This window comes from Shimazuella alba (genome assembly GCF_009831235.1).
Classification (GTDB): domain Bacteria; phylum Bacillota; class Bacilli; order Thermoactinomycetales; family Thermoactinomycetaceae; genus Shimazuella; species Shimazuella alba.
Genome location: NZ_WUUL01000003.1, coordinates 370,893 through 391,772 on the forward strand (window position 1 = coordinate 370,893; position 20,880 = coordinate 391,772).

The 20,880-nt window shown below is 38.5% G+C and carries 20 protein-coding genes and 1 other annotated feature; of the genes, 2 read left to right on the top strand and 18 right to left on the bottom strand.

The window, feature by feature from the left end; genetic code table 11:
• Positions 1-91 precede the first annotated feature (91 nt).
• The 9 genes from ileS to GSM42_RS06770 form a co-directional block, all read right to left on the bottom strand.
• The gene (gene ileS, locus GSM42_RS06730; RefSeq protein WP_160800773.1) at positions 92-2,857 is read right to left on the bottom strand and encodes an isoleucine--tRNA ligase; all 2,766 of its coding nucleotides are present in this window, start codon (positions 2,855-2,857) and stop codon (positions 92-94) included.
• Positions 2,858-2,899: 42 nt separating this feature from the next.
• Positions 2,900-3,131, bottom strand: a binding site (T-box leader).
• Between the two features lie 4 nt (positions 3,132-3,135).
• The gene (locus tag GSM42_RS06735; protein WP_160800774.1) at positions 3,136-3,954 is read right to left on the bottom strand and encodes a DivIVA domain-containing protein; all 819 of its coding nucleotides are present in this window, start codon (positions 3,952-3,954) and stop codon (positions 3,136-3,138) included.
• A 311-nt stretch (positions 3,955-4,265) separates the two neighbouring features.
• The gene (locus tag GSM42_RS06740) at positions 4,266-5,042 is read right to left on the bottom strand and encodes a YlmH family RNA-binding protein (RefSeq protein WP_160800775.1); all 777 of its coding nucleotides are present in this window, start codon (positions 5,040-5,042) and stop codon (positions 4,266-4,268) included.
• Between the two features lie 10 nt (positions 5,043-5,052).
• Entirely contained in the window at positions 5,053-5,337 is a 285-nt protein-coding gene (locus GSM42_RS06745; RefSeq protein ID WP_160800776.1) for a YggT family protein, read from the bottom strand.
• Positions 5,338-5,361: 24 nt separating this feature from the next.
• Entirely contained in the window at positions 5,362-5,766 is a 405-nt protein-coding gene (locus GSM42_RS06750) for a cell division protein SepF (protein ID WP_160800777.1), read from the bottom strand.
• A 24-nt stretch (positions 5,767-5,790) separates the two neighbouring features.
• Entirely contained in the window at positions 5,791-6,471 is a 681-nt protein-coding gene (locus GSM42_RS06755; protein ID WP_160800778.1) for a YggS family pyridoxal phosphate-dependent enzyme, read from the bottom strand.
• Positions 6,472-7,284, bottom strand: a complete 813-nt coding sequence (gene pgeF / locus GSM42_RS06760; protein ID WP_160800779.1) for a peptidoglycan editing factor PgeF — start codon at positions 7,282-7,284, stop codon at positions 6,472-6,474.
• Between the two features lie 84 nt (positions 7,285-7,368).
• Positions 7,369-7,638 carry a YlmC/YmxH family sporulation protein gene (locus tag GSM42_RS06765; protein ID WP_160800780.1) on the bottom strand — a complete coding sequence of 90 codons (270 nt, stop codon included), beginning with the start codon at positions 7,636-7,638 and terminating at the stop codon, positions 7,369-7,371.
• Positions 7,639-7,748: 110 nt separating this feature from the next.
• On the bottom strand, positions 7,749-9,188 hold the full coding sequence (locus tag GSM42_RS06770; RefSeq protein ID WP_160800781.1) for an NAD-dependent succinate-semialdehyde dehydrogenase: 1,440 nt from the start codon (positions 9,186-9,188) through the stop codon (positions 7,749-7,751).
• A 321-nt stretch (positions 9,189-9,509) separates the two neighbouring features.
• Here GSM42_RS06770 and GSM42_RS06775 point away from each other — a divergent pair, with 321 nt between their 5' ends.
• Entirely contained in the window at positions 9,510-10,463 is a 954-nt protein-coding gene (locus tag GSM42_RS06775) for an LPXTG cell wall anchor domain-containing protein (protein ID WP_160800782.1), read from the top strand.
• Between the two features lie 123 nt (positions 10,464-10,586).
• Here the strand turns inward: GSM42_RS06775 and sigG are convergent, their stop codons facing one another.
• The 5 genes from sigG to GSM42_RS06800 form a co-directional block, all read right to left on the bottom strand.
• Entirely contained in the window at positions 10,587-11,363 is a 777-nt protein-coding gene (gene sigG, locus GSM42_RS06780; RefSeq protein ID WP_160800783.1) for an RNA polymerase sporulation sigma factor SigG, read from the bottom strand.
• Between the two features lie 151 nt (positions 11,364-11,514).
• Positions 11,515-12,237 (bottom strand): RNA polymerase sporulation sigma factor SigE, encoded by a 723-nt coding sequence (sigE, locus tag GSM42_RS06785; protein WP_160800784.1) that lies wholly within the window; start codon positions 12,235-12,237, stop codon positions 11,515-11,517.
• 21 nt (positions 12,238-12,258) lie between these two features.
• Entirely contained in the window at positions 12,259-13,167 is a 909-nt protein-coding gene (gene spoIIGA / locus GSM42_RS06790; protein WP_275402132.1) for a sigma-E processing peptidase SpoIIGA, read from the bottom strand.
• Positions 13,168-13,768: 601 nt separating this feature from the next.
• On the bottom strand, positions 13,769-14,935 hold the full coding sequence (locus tag GSM42_RS06795) for a cytochrome P450 (protein WP_160800786.1): 1,167 nt from the start codon (positions 14,933-14,935) through the stop codon (positions 13,769-13,771).
• Positions 14,936-15,315: 380 nt separating this feature from the next.
• Complete coding sequence (locus GSM42_RS06800; protein WP_160800787.1) at positions 15,316-15,594, bottom strand: hypothetical protein; 279 nt, start codon at positions 15,592-15,594, stop codon at positions 15,316-15,318.
• A 177-nt stretch (positions 15,595-15,771) separates the two neighbouring features.
• Between GSM42_RS06800 and GSM42_RS06805 the strand changes: the two genes are divergently transcribed.
• Positions 15,772-16,245: an HD domain-containing protein gene (locus tag GSM42_RS06805; RefSeq protein WP_160800788.1), complete on the top strand. Its 474-nt coding sequence runs from the start codon at positions 15,772-15,774 to the stop codon at positions 16,243-16,245.
• A 782-nt stretch (positions 16,246-17,027) separates the two neighbouring features.
• Here GSM42_RS06805 and ftsZ read toward each other — a convergent pair.
• The 4 genes from ftsZ to GSM42_RS06825 form a co-directional block, all read right to left on the bottom strand.
• On the bottom strand, positions 17,028-18,182 hold the full coding sequence (gene ftsZ / locus GSM42_RS06810) for a cell division protein FtsZ (protein ID WP_160800789.1): 1,155 nt from the start codon (positions 18,180-18,182) through the stop codon (positions 17,028-17,030).
• 16 nt (positions 18,183-18,198) lie between these two features.
• Entirely contained in the window at positions 18,199-19,434 is a 1,236-nt protein-coding gene (gene ftsA, locus GSM42_RS06815; RefSeq protein ID WP_160800790.1) for a cell division protein FtsA, read from the bottom strand.
• 144 nt (positions 19,435-19,578) lie between these two features.
• Positions 19,579-20,310: a cell division protein FtsQ/DivIB gene (locus GSM42_RS06820; protein ID WP_160800791.1), complete on the bottom strand. Its 732-nt coding sequence runs from the start codon at positions 20,308-20,310 to the stop codon at positions 19,579-19,581.
• A 294-nt stretch (positions 20,311-20,604) separates the two neighbouring features.
• Entirely contained in the window at positions 20,605-20,817 is a 213-nt protein-coding gene (locus GSM42_RS06825) for a hypothetical protein (protein ID WP_160800792.1), read from the bottom strand.
• Positions 20,818-20,880: the final 63 nt, after the last annotated feature.

The following is a 20,880-nucleotide window of genomic DNA, read 5'->3' on the forward strand; positions in this document are numbered from 1 at the left end:
CCTATTGATCGGAATTTTTATTGCGTTGAATACCATTTAATACTTAACATTAAAATAAAAAACCGCTTTTTCAGCGGCTTTTACACAAACCCTATTTGATCTCTAGATCTGTTGCATAATTTTCTTCTACTATCGGCGCACAGCGATCACATAAAGTTGGATGGTGCTCATTTTCACCAACAGAAGGAGAGATGGTCCAGCAACGCTCGCATTTTTCACCAGATGCAGCAGTTACTTCAACTGTGATATCTTCTACATCTCCTGATACAGGGTGTATTACTACATCAGAGACAATAAACAAATCTTTGGGTTCTGGGATTTGATTTAAGAGAGTTGCTGCTTCAAATCCTGGGAGAATATCCACTTTTGCTCCCAAAGAGTTACCAATAGTTTTGGCTGCTCGTGCTTCTTCTAACGATTTTAAAACGATATCACGCAATGTTAAGAAGCGATCCCATTTGGCTTCCAACGTGGTATCTTGCATCTTAGCATCTGCTACTGGAAAATCGGTTAATTCTACACTTGCTTCTTTCACTCCAGGTATATATTCCCATACCTCATCTGTTGTATGTGGGATGATTGGTGCCAACAATTTTACGAGCGTCACCAACAGCTCATGCAGTACCGTTTGGGTAGAGCGGCGAGCTACAGAGTTTGGAGCATCTACATACAGTCTGTCTTTGCGTACATCTAGGTAGAATTGAGAAAGAAAGACGGTGCAGAATTGATGGATCTGTGTGTAAACTTGGTTGAATTCATAGTTCTCATAGCCCTTGGTTACACGATCCACTAAGCCTTGTAGCTTAATCAATACAAATTTCTCTAGTTCATTCATTTGCTCCAGTGAAACTTGATGTTGCTGAGGATCAAAGTCTGCTAAATTTCCAAGTAAAAATCGGAACGTATTCCGCAGCTTACGGTATACTTCGGCGATCTGCTTTAATATTTCGTCTGACACACGGAAATCAGCTTGATAATCGGAAGATGCTACCCAAAGCCGGAGAATATCAGCACCATATTGTTTCATCACTTTGGCTGGATCTATCACATTACCAAGTGATTTAGACATCTTTCGTCCTTCACCATCAAGAGTAAATCCATGACTGAGGACAGCTTTGTATGGTGCCTTTCCTGTTGTTGCCACTGCCGTGGAGAGAGAAGAATTAAACCATCCCCTATATTGATCTGATCCTTCTAAGTACAGATCAGCTGGCCATGTGGTCTCTGGACGTTTCGTTAAGACAGACCGATGGCTGCTACCCGAATCAAACCAAACATCCATCGTATCGGTCTCTTTACTGAACTCTTTTCCTCCACATGCTTCACATGTATGACTAGCAGGCATTAATTCTGCTGCATCTTTTTTGTACCATACATTTGAACCCTCTTGTGCAAACAAATCAGCAATAAATTCGATTGTTTCTTCATTGATATGTGGATGATTGCAAGAAGTACAATAGAAAATAGGTAGTGGAACACCCCAAACTCGCTGACGGGAAATACACCAGTCTCCACGATCTGCGATCATATTGGAAAGTCGCACTTCTCCCCAACTAGGCGTCCATTTTACTTGCTTAATCTGCTCGAGCATTTCCTCACGAAATCCATCAATCGAGGCAAACCATTGCTCTGTAGCTCGGAAAATAATTGGCTTTTTCGTTCTCCAATCATGAGGATAGGAGTGTGTGATAAAAACCAATTTGAGTAATGCTCCTGCTTCTTCTAGTTTTTCTGATACCATCTTATTTGCGTCTTCATAATAGATACCTTCGAACCCTGGAGCTTCATCCGTAAATTTACCTTTTTCGTCTACTGGTGAAAGAATATCCAATCCATACTTTTGCCCTACCCAAAAGTCTTCTTCACCATGACCGGGTGCTGTATGAACACATCCGGTACCAGCGTCTAGAGTCACATGATCACCAAAAACAATAAGGCTTTTGCGATCATAAAAAGGATGTCGACACACTACACCTTCCAATTCCTTACCTTTCCAACTTTCTACAATCTTGTACTGATCCATACCAATGATTTCCATTACTGATGGAACTAAGTCTGTAGCTAGGACTAATTTTCTTTCTCCAGCTTGTACTAGGCTATAGGAGAAATTTTCATTGAGTGCAATAGCTAGATTGGAAGGAATCGTCCAAGGAGTGGTCGTCCAGATAAGCACCTCACTACCTTCAGGCAATTTCCCTTGATTTTCTATGACTGGAAAAGCTACGTAGATAGAAGCTGATCGCTTGTCATGATATTCAATTTCTGCTTCTGCAAGTGCAGACTCTGAGGATGGAGACCAATAGATAGATTTTTTCCCACGATACACATGACCTTTTGATACCATATCCCCAAATAAACGAATTTGCTCCGCTTCATATTCAGGTTTTAAAGTGATGTAAGGATTTTCCCAATCTCCTCGAACACCTAATCGCTCAAACTGTGCTTTTTGCCGCTCAACAAAGGATAGAGCATAGTCCTTACAAAGTTCACGGAAAGTAGGAATATCGACTGATCTACGATCCACTTTTTTCTTCGTTACGATAGCATGTTCAATCGGAAGTCCGTGTGTATCCCAACCTGGAATATAAGGAGCATCAAACCCTGCAAGAGATTTGTAGCGAACAATAAAATCTTTTAATATCTTATTCAAAGCATGTCCAATATGAAGGTCCCCATTTGCATAAGGGGGCCCATCATGCAAAATAAACTTTGGAGCACCTTGTCGTTTTTGTAAAACTTGTTGATAAATATTTTCTTGTTTCCAGCGTTTTTGACGTTCAGGTTCTTTGTTCGGTAAATTACCTCTCATCGGGAAAGCGGTTTTTGGTAACTGGAGGGTTTTACTATAATCGGCCATATTTCCAATCCTTTACATATAAAATAAAAAACCTTCTCTATCCCATAGGACGAGAAGGTCTCGTGGTACCACCCAATTTCGTAGAGACATATGTCGCCTCTACCTCTTAACTCGATAACGTGAGTTAATCGTCTCACCTTACTTTATCTATGATAATTGTTCAGGCGATCAGCTCCTGGGTGATATAGATCAGAAACTCTTTGCTAGGCTTTCACCATTCCTAGCTCGCTAAAAAAGAGCACTTCTAACTACTAGTCCCATTCCAAACCATTTAGTTATTAGAACATTGCTTTTTTCTTTAATTTACGTGATGTTCTACGAAGTTCACGACGAGGCTCTTCCTCTTCTTCCATATAGGAAACTGCAACTTCATCCATCACAAGTGCATCTTCATCATTGAAATCATGTTGTATCGTTGGTAGGGTATTATCAATCATATAATCTTGATGATCTCCTACCTCAGACAGTTCTTCTAACTGCTTATCGTGTTCGTCTAGTCCTTCTTCAATTTCTTCCAATGCATTCCAATCCGAGTTCTCTAGAATATCCAAGTGAGACTGCACCAACGTGCGGAAACGTGTACGATAAATAGTAGACTTTTGTTTCAAATCGAGCAGCTCAGTATGTATCGCACGAGCTTTGGTAAGAGCTTCGTTGATGATACGATCTGCATTTTTCTCCGCTTCTTGCACAATAAGTTCTGCTTCTTTTTTCGCATTAAGACGAACTTCGTCTGCGACTTCTTGTGCAACCCGAATCGACTTATGGATGCTTTGTTCCATCGAGGTAAGCGCGGCTGCTGTTGGTTGTAATGATTGCATAGCATTATCAGCAGCAAAGCGAGACGGGGTTTGTTGAACTGGAACTTCTTGAACTGGTGGCTGTTGTTGTGAATTAGCGTACATGGACTCGCCTTCCATCACTCTCTCTAATTCAGCTTGCAACTCTTCCACTTGTTGTTCTAATTCCATCTTTTCCCGGATAATCAAATCATAATCTCGTATAATCTGATCTAGGAAATCATTAACCTCATCGACATCATAACCACGAAAAGAGCGTTTAAACTCTTTGCTGTGTATCTCAGTCGTCGTTAGCATGAATGCACCTCCAAATTAACTGCATGCTCTCTTAAATTAGTCCCGATCACCAGACAGATGGTAGCCACCATTCGGACAGTATATTAACGTAACACCAACTCGATTTTACTCCCTTTCGTTCAGGCTTTTATTATTACTTCATATCATAACCATAAAATCGGGAGTGTGTTTATACTTTTTTGACTATCTGTTGGCATTCACAAATATCCCTTACCTCCTGTATGGTCTATCGCATGCCTTCCCTATTCGACAATATTAACAGATATCCTTCTTAATTACCACTAAGCAATGTAGAAATAACTGGAAAAAAGCTAGAGATTGCGTAAATAACGTATCGGGAGTTTTCCCTTCTTAGTGGATTCTCGCACTTCCATCAGCCGTATTCTACCATATCCTCTAACAGAAATCACATCACCTGTTGTAACAAAGTAATCAGGTCTATCAATCTTTTGCCAGTTTACTTTGCACTTTCCAAGCCGAACCAAGTCTACTGATTTGGATCTAGATATTCGACAAACTGCAGCAATGATAGTATCCAGTCGCAAGGAGGAGACAATAGTATGTTGTTCTATACCTGCTTGGTGATCAGTCCATAATTGATCACGAACAATCTCCGAAATGATAATCCCCTTTCTCCCGACTTTTGTCAAGGTCCCCATTACATAATCTTTCATCTCTTTTGCAAGAATCAGATCAGCTCCATCTGAATTGGGCAGGATATCACCTAACATGTGTCGCTGGATTCCTAACCCGAGTATGGAACCGAGAACTTCCCTATGCTCCAGGGTTGACTCGCTCGTCATCCGAAGAAAGAGGAGGGAAAAAGATTGTTCATTTGGCAATATATAGTTAGGATATATACAAACTCGACACCTTTCAGCAGTGCCATATCCACCATCTATTGCCATAAGAATATCTCGATGTTCACGCCTAACTAGTGTGCCAAGTATATATTGCTCTCTTGGATCTAAAAATGGGGTGACGACTTCTTGATGTCGAACAGATGCCTGATAAATCCAATCGAAACATCTTTCTATAAAAGCATGTTCTTCTTTACGAAAATGAGCTAAAAATTGGTAATCACGCATAGTTGTGCTCCTATAAAATCAGAGAAACGAACCAAAACCAAACCGTTAACAATCCATATTCTACTAATTGCAATGCAAAAATTGCAACGATTGGAGAGAAGTCAATCATGGCGATCGGTGGAATAAACCGGCGAAAAATACTCAAGTATGGATCTACTATTTTTTCAATCGTGATACCAATAGGTGAATCTTTAGCTTGAGGGACCCAAGACATAAGGATATATATAATGAGTAAAATCTGAAAGATGTAAAATCCCCATCTAATAATACTAGGTACATATTCAAGTAAGTACATGGCTTAAGTCACCTCAACTGAGAATTAAAAAGTATCGTCGTTCATGATCTCTGTAATCGTTCCTTGCACATCTACGTTTGCAGGTGTACAAATAAATATATGATCCCCTACACGCTGAATCGATCCACCTAAAGCATAGACGGTACCGCTAAGAAAATCAATCACACGTTTGGCTTGATCTCGTCTAACACGATGTAAGTTTACGACGACTGGACGATGACTTTTTAGATTATCTGCAATTTCCTGTGTCTCTTCAAACACACGTGGTTCTATTAAAATTAAGCGGATGTTTTTTTGTGTATGTAATGACACAATATTGCTTTTTCCTTTTGCAGTATTATTTGCATCTCTGTCCAAATCTACCTCTTCAAACTGCTCATCATCATCATTCATTCCAAAAAAATTCATAAAGCGTCCCATAACTGTCACAATCCTCTCCTCCCTAATGGGTGTTTAGGAGCTTGTCCCCACTAAAACAGAACCAAGTCGCACAAAGGTTGCACCTTCCTCTATCGCAATCTCAAAATCCTGCGACATGCCCATTGATAAGTGTGGAACAGCAAATTTTTGGCGTTGAAGCTCTCTTTGTAAATCTCTCAACTCCCGAAAAATAGGTCGGACTTCTTCGCGGTTAGGAGTATTTGGTGCCATCGTCATCAGGCCCACAAGCTCAATATGAGAGAAATTCGCCATTGACCTTACAAAATCATTTAATTCGACAGGAGAAATTCCAAATTTTGTTTTTTCTCCTGATACATTAACTTGTAAAAAACATTTCATCTTGTGGTTTCCTGCAGCACAACGTTTCTCTAACTCCGCAGCTAGTTGCAAACTTTCCAATGCGTGGAAATACTCAAAACGTCCCACTACTTCCTTTGCTTTGTTTCGTTGCAGGTGTCCGATAAAATGCCATGTTCCTTTATCACCTAGTTGATTCCACTTCGGAACTGCATGTTGCACACGGCTTTCCCCAATATGCAAACATCCCGATTCAAGAACTTGTTTGGTTGTTTCTGTATCTACATATTTTGTCACGGCTACAACTTCTACCTCTTTTGGATCTCGACCAACACGGGAACATGCAAGTTCAATACGCTGTTGTATTTCCGTGATCCTTTCAGCGAATTGTGTCATTTATTCGTTACTCCTTCTTTTCCCAATAAACGCAACCATTCTTCCTGCGCTTGATCCTTCTCTTCGGTGAGAAAAAAATAAAGTATCTTCACATTGGGTACATCTTTGACTAACCAAAATTTGGCTTGATTTAAGACCAGCTAATAGCAATAATTGTTTATTTGCTTCTTTCAAATCTAAATAATAATGGCCATTGGTTGTTGCTGTAATCATAGACGATTGGAACACATCAGGCAACACCTGATGAAGCGGTTCCACGACGCGATCATCGACTTTATAACAACATGATCCAATAGATGGACCAATAGCAACCATTATCTGCTTCTTATCCGCTCCTAACTCCTGAAATTTTTCAATCATGCTCACACCAATGTTTTTCACGGTTCCCTTCCAACCTGCATGAGCTACCCCAATGATATCGCTATCAGGACTATAAAATAGAAGAGGTACACAATCTGCATAAAAAGAAGCTAGCAAAATATCAGACTCATGGGTAATAAGTCCATCTGTATCAGCAAACGCAGAATCTCGTGATTCTCTTCCTCTTCCACGGTTGGAACTTTCTATGATTTTGATGTGGTTGTCATGTACTTGTTCACCACAAGTCCAACTTTCAAAAGGGAACGATAAAGTATGCGTTAAGCTCTTACGACTTTCAATCACATGTTTGGGATCATTCCCAACATGTAACGCGTAATTGCGATTCTGTTCTGTTCGAGTACTCATACCAACAACAAGATGTGAATATTGTGATTCCCATGATGCTACATGTAAATAGGGATGATTTTTACTATATAATACAAATGGTTCCATGCAGATAGCCTCCCTATGTCTTATCTTAACATTTCAAAAGAGACTACACCAAAATAAAAAAGTGATTCCTATTAAGGAATCATGTTATTTTTGTGTATACTGTTCCATTTCTTGGTATCTGTTACCTAAACGAACCAAAATAACATCTGAACCAATCTTTACAATTTGGTTCCAAGGAATCACAACTTCTTGTCCACTAGATAACCAACTAAATAACTTTTGTTCTGTCGGGACAACAATTGCTTTGACCATTCCTTGTTTCAAGTCAAGTTCTAAGTCTTGGATCTGACCCAGCTTTTTTCCATCTGCAATATTGACAACATCTTTTGCTTGCAACTCTGATATCTTCATCATATCCGTACACCTCATTATGCAAGTATGTAACAGTATATGAAGTGACCAGATAGTTAAACACTCCCATGCCTCACTTGACAAGGGAATATCGTTTTTCACTTTTTTATTTACTAAATCTTAAGGGATATATATTTGGTGACTAAATACTCTTCCATCCCTTCCGTTGCTCCTTCTCTTCCTAAGCCACTCTGCTTGACTCCACCAAAAGGAGCTTGTGTGGTAGAAGGAACTCCATCATTCCAACCAACGATGCCATACTCTAGTTTTTCAGCCAATCGATATCCTCTACTGACATCTTGGGTAAAAATATACGCAGCTAATCCATATGGGCTATTATTTGCTAATCGGATCACTTCTTCTTCGCTGGAAAACTTCTGCACAGGAGCGACTGGTCCAAACGTTTCCTCAGACATGATTCTCATATGCTCATCCATATCAACTAGCAGGGTCGGTTTAAAGAAAAATACGTCTTTTTCTTCATTTGTTATCCCGTTTCCGCCAACCACACATCTTGCACCTTTTTCCAGAGCATCTTCCACTTGTCTCGCTACTTTTTCAAATCCTTTACGATCAATCAGAGGACCGATATCCGTTTCGGATTGAAACCCATTGCCCACTACTAATTTCTCTATCTGTGGTGAAAGCTTTTCAATAAACGCCTCATAAATCGATGCATGCACATAAACACGATTGGTACATACACAGGTCTGACCACTATTGCGAAATTTACTTGCAACTAATGCATCTACTGCTTGATCCAAATTTGCATCTTCACAAACGATAAATGGAGCATGTCCTCCTAATTCCAAAGAAATTCGCTTGATTTGCTCAGCACTTTGTGCCATTATCTTTCTGCCAACTTCGGTAGAACCCGTGAAAGAAATCTTACGAACGCGAGAATCTTTCATAATCGTCTTGGTAAATTCATTTGGTTCTGCACACACCACATTAAAGACTCCACTCGGAATTCCTGCTTCTAACGATAGCTGAGCTAATCGTAATGCGGCTAAAGGGGTCTGCTCTGCTGGTTTTACCAAGAAAGTGCACCCCGCAGCAAGTGCAGGACCTAGTTTTCGCGTAATCATAGAAGCTGGAAAATTCCAAGGGGTAATCGCTGCTACCACCCCGACCGGTTCCTTCCGAACTTGAATGTGGTGATTCTCTGTTTTACCAGGAACGATTCGTCCGTAAATCCGCTTTCCTTCCTCAGCAAACCAAGTGAGAAAGGAGGCTGCATAATCGACTTCTCCTAATGATTCTGCTATAGGTCGTCCCATTTCTCGGGTGATTAATTCTGCTAATTCTTGTTTGCTTCGCATTATCAACTCCACGAATTTATGCATCAAAAAAGCTCTGTCACTCGCTGTTTTCGCTTTCCAGCCTTCTAGTGCTCTGCTTGCAGCATCTATCGCAAGCGAAGTATGTTCAATCCCATCAAAAGTTACTGTTCCCACTAGTTCACCCGTAGCTGGATCTGTGACACGAAGTTTTTGAAGCCCATCCTCTACTGATTTTCCATCGATAAAGTTTCCAAAGTGGTAAGGTTGCATTTGTTTTCACCTTTCCTCCATAGCATATTCTTAAAATCGTGTAATCTATAATGCATATGATGCATCTTCTGTATGAGTTTCAATAATATATTATCAATCGAGATCAAGAGTTTTACTTGAATCGATCAATTTTCCCAAAAATGAAAAATAAATAAAAATGAAAATGTCCAATACTGTAAAAAAACTTCAAATCCTAAATATTTCTATTTAAATGTATGATTTACCAATACTTTGTTCTCTTTTATTTATGTATAGTAAAGAAATAGAGGGGACGAAACATACTTATATTATTCGGTTTGGATACTACAGGGAGGAAACTATATGAAAAGATTTACTACTATTCCTTTTCTTACTTTGCTTTTTGCAGTTTTCTTATTATCCAGTGGTCCAACTGCTATTTTTGCGGAGTCAAATCCTAATATTATACAGAGCGTAGTAAATACCGCAAATACGGATCAGCAAGTGAGTAAACAAAATAATGACGTACAATTGAAGATTGAAGATAAAAATACAGAAAAAAATCAATTGAGAGCAACCATACTTAATGCTAAAAAAATAGAAGGTGTTTGGACCTACTACTTTAACGGAGTGAAGCAAGATTCCAAAGAGCACAATGAAACTTCTTTTAATATTCCATTAAAGTATACCTTCGGGGATGATGAAGTGGATGTAAAAGTTGACTTTAAAGGAAAAGTAGATGGAAAAAGGGTGACATTGACTGACAATTTCGAAATATTCGGATTAAAAGTTACCTATGATAACTCAATCAAAGGCAAAGACCGGTTTAAAATTAAAGTCACGAATATCGAAAAATCCAATGGAACTTGGAAAGTGAAGGTGGAAGATGAAAAAGGAAAAGTGGTTGGGAAGTTCACTAAGAAAAATGTAAACGGACTTACATTTTCCCACGCTTTTTCCGACTTCAAAAACGGAACATACAAAGTAACCTTCTCTTTTGATGGAAAAATGCATGATTATGGTGAGCAAATCAAGTTTGATTACTCCAAAGAGTTTCAAATTAACAATGATACTCCCCAAACTCCAGCTGAAAACAACAATGATGAAAACAATGATCAAACCACTGAGCCGGACACTGGAAACTCCGATTCGGAAACAACAATGCCACAACCAAGTCCTTCAACAGATACAAATAAAACAGTAACCACTGGAGGAACATTACCAAAAACAGCTACCAGCTATCCTATTATGCTTGTAGCAGGAGCAGTTCTTCTTCTCTTTGGTGTAGTAATGTATCACAGAAACCGATCATCTTAGTCTTTGATCAGATATTACGACTTAATGAATAAAGTAATAATAACCAGTCCCCTCTTAGTAGTCCCTAATAATATTCATAAATACAACAAAACCCAGTGGCGATAAAGCACTGGGTTTTGTTTTTCATGTCACATAGCGATGCATTTGATGGATAGCAGCTTTTTCCAATCGCGAGACTTGCGCTTGAGAAATACCGATCTCATCAGCAACTTCCATCTGCGTTTTTCCTTCAAAAAAACGCATCGATAAAATCATTTTTTCTCTGTCGTTTAACCTAGCTAGTGCTTCCTTTAATGCGATTTCTTCTACCCATTGAATATCTTTTGCTTTCTCATCACTTATTTGATCCATCACATAGATTGGGTCGCCACCATCCTGAAAAACGGGTTCAAATAAGGAAACAGGGTCTTGAATCGCATCTAATGCAAAGACAACATCTTCTTTGGGCACACCTAACGCTTTCGAAATCTCCTGAACCGTGGGTTCTCGTGAATGCCGGTTGGTAAGGTTGTCCCTCATTTGAAGTGCTTTATAGGCGATATCTCGTAAAGATCGAGACACACGAATAGGATTATTATCCCTTAAATAACGGCGGATTTCGCCGATGATCATCGGAACTGCGTACGTGGAAAACTTGACGTTTTGACCCAAATCAAAATTATCAATGGCTTTCATCAAACCAATACAACCAACTTGAAATAGGTCGTCGACACATTCGCCACGGTTATGGAAACGCTGAATAACACTTAGAACCAAACGGAGATTTCCACTGACTAGTTTTTCTCTGGAATCAATATCTCCTGCCTGATACTCGCGAAACAGCTCTCTCATTTCCTGGTTTTTTAGGACTGGTAATTTGGATGTATCTACTCCACAAATTTCTACTTTGTTTCGCGCCAAGAAAAGTCCCTCCTCAGGATGAAATCATGTTAAGTATCTCCTTCGGAGGGAAAATTATAATGAATAGGTATAAAATGTAAATTAACTAATTTGTTTTAGTAGTCATCCTCTTAAGACTTAAGATGAAAACACAGAGAATACAAGGATTTTGTTAAACCATTTTATTAAACTCTTTCCGCAATCGTTTAATAATTCTCTTTTCTAGTCTTGAAATATAAGATTGTGAAATGCCTAACATATCTGCAACATCTTTTTGTGTCTTTTCTTCTCCACCATTTAATCCAAAGCGGAGAACCATAATTTTTTTCTCTCGTTCAGATAGACTGTCGAGAGCAGTACGTAAAATTTTCTTATCTACTTGATCTTCAATATCGCGGTAAATGGTATCATTCTCTGTTCCTAATATATCCGATAGTAACAATTCATTACCGTCCCAATCGGTATTGAGAGGCTCATCAAATGATACCTCTGAGCGAATTTTATTATTGCGACGAAGAAACATTAAGATTTCATTTTCAATACAGCGAGACGCATACGTAGCAAGTTTGATCTTTTTACTCGGGTCAAAGGTGTTAACTGCTTTGATTAAACCGATTGTCCCAATGGACACCAAGTCTTCGATATTGATCCCTGTATTCTCAAATTTACGAGCAATATAAACCACTAAACGCAGGTTACGTTCAATCAACATTGCCCGTACTGCTGCATCTCCACTTGGAAGACGTACTAATAAATGCTCTTCTTCTTCACGTGATAGAGGGGGTGGAAGTGCTTCACTTCCGCCGATATAATAAATCTCTTTTCCCCTTAACCCCATTTGTATAAGTAAACGATACCAAAATAGTTGCGCAAATAATCTCCATTTTACCAACATGGTATAACCTCCTAATTCAAGCTAACTTACAATGGATAAACAAGAAGGATGAATAATCGCCTGATAGGAACCATCGGTCGATAATTGCCCGACATCTATTCCTATGAGTATTTTTCCGACATTATTCCACTGATTATCTCTCCAGATTTCTACTTGATCTGGTTTGAACGCGATCATCATATCACTGTCTGTTCCAGCTGCACGATAAGGGATGATGCGGATTTTGATCATCCATTCTGGTGGAATATCAGACCAGCTCTGCTCCCAATCTTTTGATAGAAACATTTTATGAACCTCAATAGGCAGATACTCCATCAATTGTTTCATCTCTACTAACATCACTGGTGCCCGTGTGATTGGGTCCCTGAGTTGATTTCCGGTATCCACCAATCCTGTACATTCAAAACTCTTTCCTTGTATCTGGATTTTGACTGCTGTCATATACTGCTCGATTTGATCTCTTTCTTTCATAGACTGAAACGAAAACTTTGTATAAAGCCATACCAGCGGAAAACCAATCATAATGAAAACCCAAGAGACAGGTGAACCCCATCCTTTTGTTTCTGTAAATAATATTCCTCCTGCTACTTGCGCATCTCCCGCCACAATATAATGCAGTGCAACCATCGCACCTCCTGTTACAAAACAAACAAAATAGAAAACACCTAATGTTCGGATAAATGCAATTGGATTGCGATAGCCAAATACAATCCATATCATCAGGATAGAAGACAAAATCTTAATAGGAAGTGTATAAGCAATTGTAAAATTAGGCCACAGATGGAGAGTGGCATACAGCCCACCAACAAACGATGAAGAGAGCAAACGCAGCATACTCGTTCTCTCCTTCCGTATACCAGAGGTTAGCCATAGCAAGAGAAAGTCGATACAACCATTTAAAAGAAACACGACATCTGCATATACAACCAGCTAGTCCCTCTCCTCTCCCTCTAACCTTGTGTAAAGTATAAAAGATATATATTGCTAAGTCTGTTGAAACTTGCCTAACTAATTTCATTTCTTTTGACGAAATAAACAGAAAAAAAGCAGTCTATCTTCCTTCTATACAAAACAAAAAAGCCGCCTATGACGCGACTTTCCTGTTTTTCGCATTTGATATCGGGACAACTGATTTTTTTTCTAGACATATTTCCCTAGAGGGAGACAAACTACGATTACTTCTTTCCACTATGGACGAAATGCGGCTCTGAAGATATTTCAGCTTCAAGAAGCTCGCGATGAATTCAAATGGAATCTCATTTCGACTCAGATTTTCGAAAAAATCTTCTTCCTCCCAGACACACGACTCTACCAGTAATTGATTCGTTCCTGATTCTTTCGAATAAAGTCTTTATGTTCTAATTTCAATACAAGTCTTAATCACCTTCATGCATGGCGTAATCTTCTCTTAGAGGGATAGAATGTTTCTTCCAGAATCGAATTCCTCTTGTCAATTTTTATCGTAAACTGTCCCACTTAGCTTGCCAATATATCTATGAAACCTCATCATTTGATCAGTGAGTCTTTATCATTATCTCTTTTTAAACGTAACAGGAAGTTCTTTGATAGAGTAAGTCAAAGCAGTTGGATTCATGAGAGGTTCTGTAGCTTCCTTAAGTTGAAATTGATGCAACCGTTCAAATATTACTTGAAGAGCTACATGTGCTTCTAGACGAGCCAAAGGTGCTCCTAAACAAAAATGAATACCATGTCCAAATGCCGTGTGTTTTAGATTGGTACGATGAATATCAAATTGATCGGGGTTTGGAAAAATGGACTCATCACGATTAGCTGATCCCAGCCATACATTAATTAGATCGCCTTTTTTGATGGATTGTCCTCTTAATTTAACATCTTTTGCAGCAATGCGATTTATATATTGCAAAGGGGAACGATAGCGAAGAACTTCTTCAATCGCTTTTGGGATATCTTCTGGATGTTTGGCCAAATATTCTTGTATTTCTGGATTTTCGATGAAGGTAAGGATAGAACTACTGATTAAATTTGTTGTTGTCTCGTTTCCAGCCACCAACAAAAGAACACAAAAGCCAAGTAAATCATTTGTAGATAATTTTTCCCCTTCTACTTCCGCTTGAACCAAATGAGAGATTAAATCATCTTTTGGTTCTACTTTACGTTGTTCAAATAAACTTATAAAATACTGTGCCATTTCTTGTTGTGAGCGAAGGAAGGTTTCTTCCCCGCCTTCTATTTCAGAAGGTGCTTGTAAAATCATGATGGACCATTTTTTAAATTTTTCTTGATCATTAGGAGAAACACCAAGTAATTTGGCGATAACTTGAATTGGTATGGGAGTAGCTATATCTCGGGTTATATCCATTTCTCCATTGTTTTCTACTTTATCTATCAGTTCATTTGTGATTTTTTCAATCCAAGGTCTCATATTTGCGATTGTCTTTGGTGTAAATACATCCGATACTAACATGCGAAGTTGTTTATGGCGGGGAGGATCACTGAGTGCTAAGCTGCTAGATGATGGATTTTCTTCTATCTTTGGCTGATATTGATTAGAAAAAGTTTGATAATCACTCATTACCCGTTGAACATCGTCATAGCGAAATACATGCCATGTACCTTTCGGTCCATGATAATGCAAATAATCTGCATCATATATAACAGGACTTTCTTTTGCCATTTTTTTATACCAAGGGAATGGGTTAAAAGCAGAATATCGCAAAGAGATCCCTCCGTCTTATCCATAATTTTTTATTATATATAACTATTATAATTTATTTTTAAAATAACTGATAGTATAAAACAAAGGATAAATAATTCCAAAAATTTATTGCTTGATATTCTTTATAAAGAGCAAAACCTGATGTTTCTTATCTTTTGTGAAACATCAGGTTTTGTTTCCAATCTATGATATCAATTTTAGGCAGGATTATAACTTTCTTTTCATTGTAGTATAGTAAAAATAGGTAAGTAGTTGTAAGTAACCAGTCAGGACAGTTTGAAGACCGTCAACCCACTAAACATTAGTGGTGGGACCAATACGCTTGTTCTTTCTTTTATTTATACAAGTACGACGGCGATCAAGGTATATCGTCCTAAAAGTTATGCAAAATACCCCCCTCTTTTTGGATATTCTTTATATTTTTGATAATATTTTGCTATCTTCGAAAATACCTTATTCGCCTTGACTTGGGATTGGTTATTGTTTAAAAGTTTTACTATTTTACTTATAGATACATCTTCTGGTATTTCCTTACTAATGTAGAGCTTATATAAATCAATCTCCATTAACCCATTCATTTCTTGTGCACAACTGCCATATCGATATCTGGCTACAGTACCAGAGACTTCAACCAATTCAAATTCCAGACAGATCGCCATCTTTCCTCCTCCCAACATGTAATAAATACAATGGCTTGGCTTTCACTTTTCCATGATATCGTCTTATTATTCCATTATCATTTGAAGATGAAGGGGAAAACAATGACTAGTATATATAATAAAAGTTCAACAATCATCAAGAATTTGATTAATGTACGGAGGATACCACCCCGATTATTGGCACATTTAATCTTGGTTTATGAGGTCGCGAAAACAATCCTAGCTTGGATGGATCATCATTACCCTGAAGTCTCCATAGACAAAGAAGCTGTTCTATTTGAAGCTGTCATCCATGATATAGGGAAAGTAATGGTTAACGAGGAAATTACAAAACCTGGTTCCATACATGAGCGCCAAGGTTTTGAACTTTTGCTTAATCATGGTATAAAAGAACATTTAGCCCGTTTTACACTTACACACTCCCAATGGACAAAATCAAATACCAATATAGATGATTGGATGGTGAGCCTTGCTGATAAGATTTGGAAGGGAAAACGGGTTACAGACTTAGAGGATCTTATCGTAAATCATATTTGCAGGAAAACAAATAAGGAAAAGTGGGAGGTATTTTTAAACTTTGATGATTTACTGCAAAACATCAGCAAAGACGCTGACAGGAGATTAGCTTTTCAAACAAATTATCATTATTAATAAGATTCCAAAAGAAATTGTGAATATTTCACCTAAAAAAATCCTTAAAAAATGCACGGTACCTAAACATATTCTGCCTATTGAAAGGCAGTTGGATCAGTAAAGAAATGAATACTCAAATTTTTAAAATGCTTATTCAAAGCTCTTGCTTATAATATACGAATCATGAAACAGCATCTAAGGTGTTGCCATAAAAAACAGACTAGTTAGATACTCAAAAAATAAAACGGATCAACATTTAATCAGGAAATAGCTTGCCCATTGGTGTATTGTTCACCAAATTCACCTTAAATCTTCGGAGGATAGATATTTTATTTTAAATATTATCTATTCCATAAAACAAATTCAATGGAAAGGAAAGAGAATCTACTATTTGTAACCATGTTTTTGTATTTGAAATAATCTTTTTGTGTTAGGCAAAATATCCTTTACAGACGGGATATTCATTGAATTTGCGATATCTTGTAGAATCATTTATCAAAGTTTGTGGTTATTTATCGTTCAGAAGTTTCCTTACATCACTTATAGGTGTGTTTTCTGGTATTTCGCCATGCATAAAGCATATATAAATATATTATAAAACTATATTTCACTATCATATGGATTACTATTCTGTTGAAACTGGAGATAAATCGCTATAAATCAGACCCCTCAGAGATAACAGAGAAATCTCCTAAAAAGATTCATCCCCCTAATTCTTCCAGTATTGTACCTATAGAGAATTCGTATAGGTAAAGTAAAAAGAAGCACTCCTTAAACACTAGAGTGCTCCTTTCTTATCTCTATTTCTTAAATTGATTTCGTAAAAACGTAGGGATTTCATAACTCTCATCGATGACAGGATTAGTAGTCTTGTTTGTCTTTTCTTCGTTTTGTAATCGGATATTATTGTGTTTAAACAGTGGAGTAAAATCATTTTCTCGCTCATGAAAGATTGGCTTTTTCGATGTTGTATTTCCACCTGTCTCCTGCGGTTGATTATTATCAAATCCAGTAGCGATAACGGTTACGAGGATTTCATCTTTTAGATCCTCGTTGATAACAGCACCAAAGATCATGTTCACTTCTGCATGGGATGCTTGGGTAACAATATCAGCCGCTTCATTTACTTCATACAGGCTGAGATTTGCTCCGCCAGTAATATTCATCAATACTCCACGTGCACCATTGATGGAGGTTTCCAACAATGGACTACAGATCGCTTTCTTCGCTGCTTCGGTGGCTCTGTTTTCGCCAGCAGCTGTCCCAATACCCATCAATGCAGAACCACGTTCTGTCATAATCGTTTTCACATCAGCAAAGTCTAGGTTGATCAATCCAGGTACAGCGATGAGATCTGAAATACCTTGAACCCCTTGACGCAGAACATTATCTGCTTCTCGGAATGCTTCCAACATAGGAGTGTTTTTATCAACAATCTCAAGCAGTCTATCATTTGGGATAACAATCAAGGTATCTACGTTTTCTTTTAACGAAGCAACACCCGTTTCTGCCTGAACAGAACGCTTTCTTCCTTCAAAGCTAAATGGTTTTGTTACCACACCTACTGTCAAGGAACCGAGTTCACGAGCAATCAATGCGATCTCAGGAGCGGCACCAGTCCCTGTTCCTCCACCCATACCAGCGGTAACAAATACCATATCAGCTCCACGAAGTACATTTTCTATTTGTTCACGACTTTCTTCAGCTGCTTTTTTTCCAACCTCTGGTTTTGCACCTGCTCCTAAACCTCTGGTTAGTTTTTCTCCAATCTGCAATTTAATTGGTGCTTTGGAACGGTTTAACGCTTGAGCATCTGTATTTACAGCGATAAATTCAACACCTTGTACACCTGCATCAATCATTCGATTGACAGCGTTGCTACCTCCGCCCCCCACACCAATAACCTTAATCTGTGCGATCTGTTCGATATCAAACTCTAAATCAAAACCCAGCATGGTATTCCCTCCAACACTATATAAATTCGCTTAACCAACTTTTCATTCTTTGAAATGCAGATACCTGTTTTTTTTCCTTTTTACGAGGCACTGTCTCTATGCGTGCCGGTTTGTTTATCAAAACACTTCCTTGTTTGGCAAGATGATGGATCATGCTCACACTTGCTAAAAAAGCAGGTGAGGAGATACCAGTTTCTTTCGATCTTGCGATGCGAACTCCTTGTCCTAATTGGGATTTAGCTGCGTCTAATAGATAAGGAGTTTCCGTTACTCCACCAACCAAAACATATCCACCAGCAGGTTCATGACTAAAGCCCATCGCTTTGACTTGTTGATTGATCAACTGGAAAATTTCCATTATACGCGGTTCCATGATTTGGGCCAGTTCTAACTGCGATGAATATCTTTCTTTCCCTGCCATCATTTGAATTGGTATTGATTCTCGTTTATCAGCATGTGCTTTTACTGCAATCCCATGTTTACACTTTAACTCTTCGGCAACTTCTTTTTGCGTTTGGAGGACGTACACTAAATCTGTAGTGATATATTCTCCACCCATAGGAATGACTGCTGTACCGGCCAAATTCCCTTGGGCATAAAATGCTAATTTAATTGTTCCGCTACCAATATCGGCTAGAACAACCCCTAGCGTTTTCTCATCCGCTGTCAGGGTAAATTCACTAATAGAAAGTGGCAAAAACACAAATCCTGCCATATGTAGAGAAGCTTTTTCTATACAGCGATATACGTTGTGGACAACCGTCTTAGAACCAGTAATTATCATGGCTTCTACTTCTAATCGAACACCGACCATGCCTATTGGATCACGGATTTCCGGGATACCATCCACAATAAACTGTTTGGAAACTACTTCTATAATAACGCGCTCTGGCGGAAGTGCGATTACCTTTGATGCTTGTAATACGCGTTCCACATCCTCAGCACCGATTTCTCGATCTTGATTTAAAGTCGCGACCACACCATGGCTATGTTGGATAGAGATATGATTACCAGAAAGCCCCACATAGACATTGGTAATCTCTATTCCAACCATTTGTTCTGCTTGTTCTATCGCTGATCTTATCGCCCCTGCTGCTTGTTCAATGTCAATAATGGCTCCTTTTTTAATTCCAGAAGACATAGCAGTACCAACACCGACGATAGGAAATGTTCCATTTTTCGTTAATTCTGCTACACAGACCCGCACCTGCGACGATCCTATATCTAATGTAGCTAAATATCCATTGCTCATGTCTTGGGCACCTCCTTGCCCGAAGAGTATAAAAAACGGGATAGGATAGTATCTCTTCCATGTGATAATTCAACAGTAAAAGCAAATCCCCTTTTTCTAGTATGTAAATTACATAATATTACAGTAATAGGAAATACATAGATATTAGTGATCAGGTGTAAACCATATGCTATCCAATAAATGAACGGTTCCAGGGGATTGCTTCAAAAATTTAGGATATAACTTCATTCTTTCTGCTAATTGATCAATCCGAACTTCAATTTTATGTTCTCTTCGAGTCCATAGCACAGCTTGGTCCGGCTTATCTTCTTTCGGACAAATCGTCAAAATCTGACTGCGAATAGAAGCCGGTAAGTTGGCAAATTGAGAAGTTAGTTCCGAAAAAGACGCTTTTTCTTTATCCCATCCTTCAAATATGGGCATTGTTCTCAACATAGAGGTGGCAGGATGTGTTAGGAGAAAAGCTCCATTAGCAAGAAGAGGGATGTGAGTTTGTTCATCTTGTATGTAAGCAACTACTGGATATTCTACAATTTGAATTGCTAGTTTACTAGGGAAATGTTTATCCAACTTTACTTGTTTGATTGCATCAAGACGACGAAGATTTCGTTCTACATCCTCTGTTTTCACACCAAAGAAAGACATTCCAAGGCGAACCCCCGACTGCTTTACAATCTCCTGTTTGGTTAAAAGTTTGTGACCTGTAACAGAAATCGATGATAAATGACTGAGTGGGGATCGCAGAAATAATACAAACAAAATACCTGCGAAAAACAAAAATATAAACAAAACTGCCCATAATGATGGAGCTTTATGCTCTACTCTGCTGCGAAAAGGAGGAACCCTTTCCACCTCGCCACCTTCTCCTTTGTCCAATTTCTTCCCTCTATACTACCACAAATGAAAAAAGGAGAGAATCCCAAAGATAAAGCAATTGGGAATAATCTCCATTTTTAGGGAATCTCATTTACTTAAACTCACAACTTGAGTTGTACAGGTAACCAGTATCATATAGTGATAAAACAGTACTGATACTCAGAAGGTCAGCACTCATTATATCATGATTAATATCGAAAAAATGTGATATATCAATGAAGAGTGGTCCCCATCACATACCGGATATGTGATGGGGGTTTGTTCCTCTTGATAAGCTCAGACGACGAAGAGGAACTAATTCAAGAGCAGTAGACCAGAGATAACTGCTCCAGTCACGGAAATAACTCCAGACCAAAACAAAACGATTAGCCAAAGCGTAATCGAATTTTCGACAGCGATTTCCTGCTTCTTATAAAGTGGAATCCACTTGCCATATCGAATGCCAGCAATCGCCGTCGCTGAAGTGGCAGCAAGGAGTGAGGTCGAAATCAAAAAAACCGTAAACATATGTCCTCGATTGTGAAAAGAGAGTCAGCATTACATATTCAATATAGCACATCCATTTGTAGA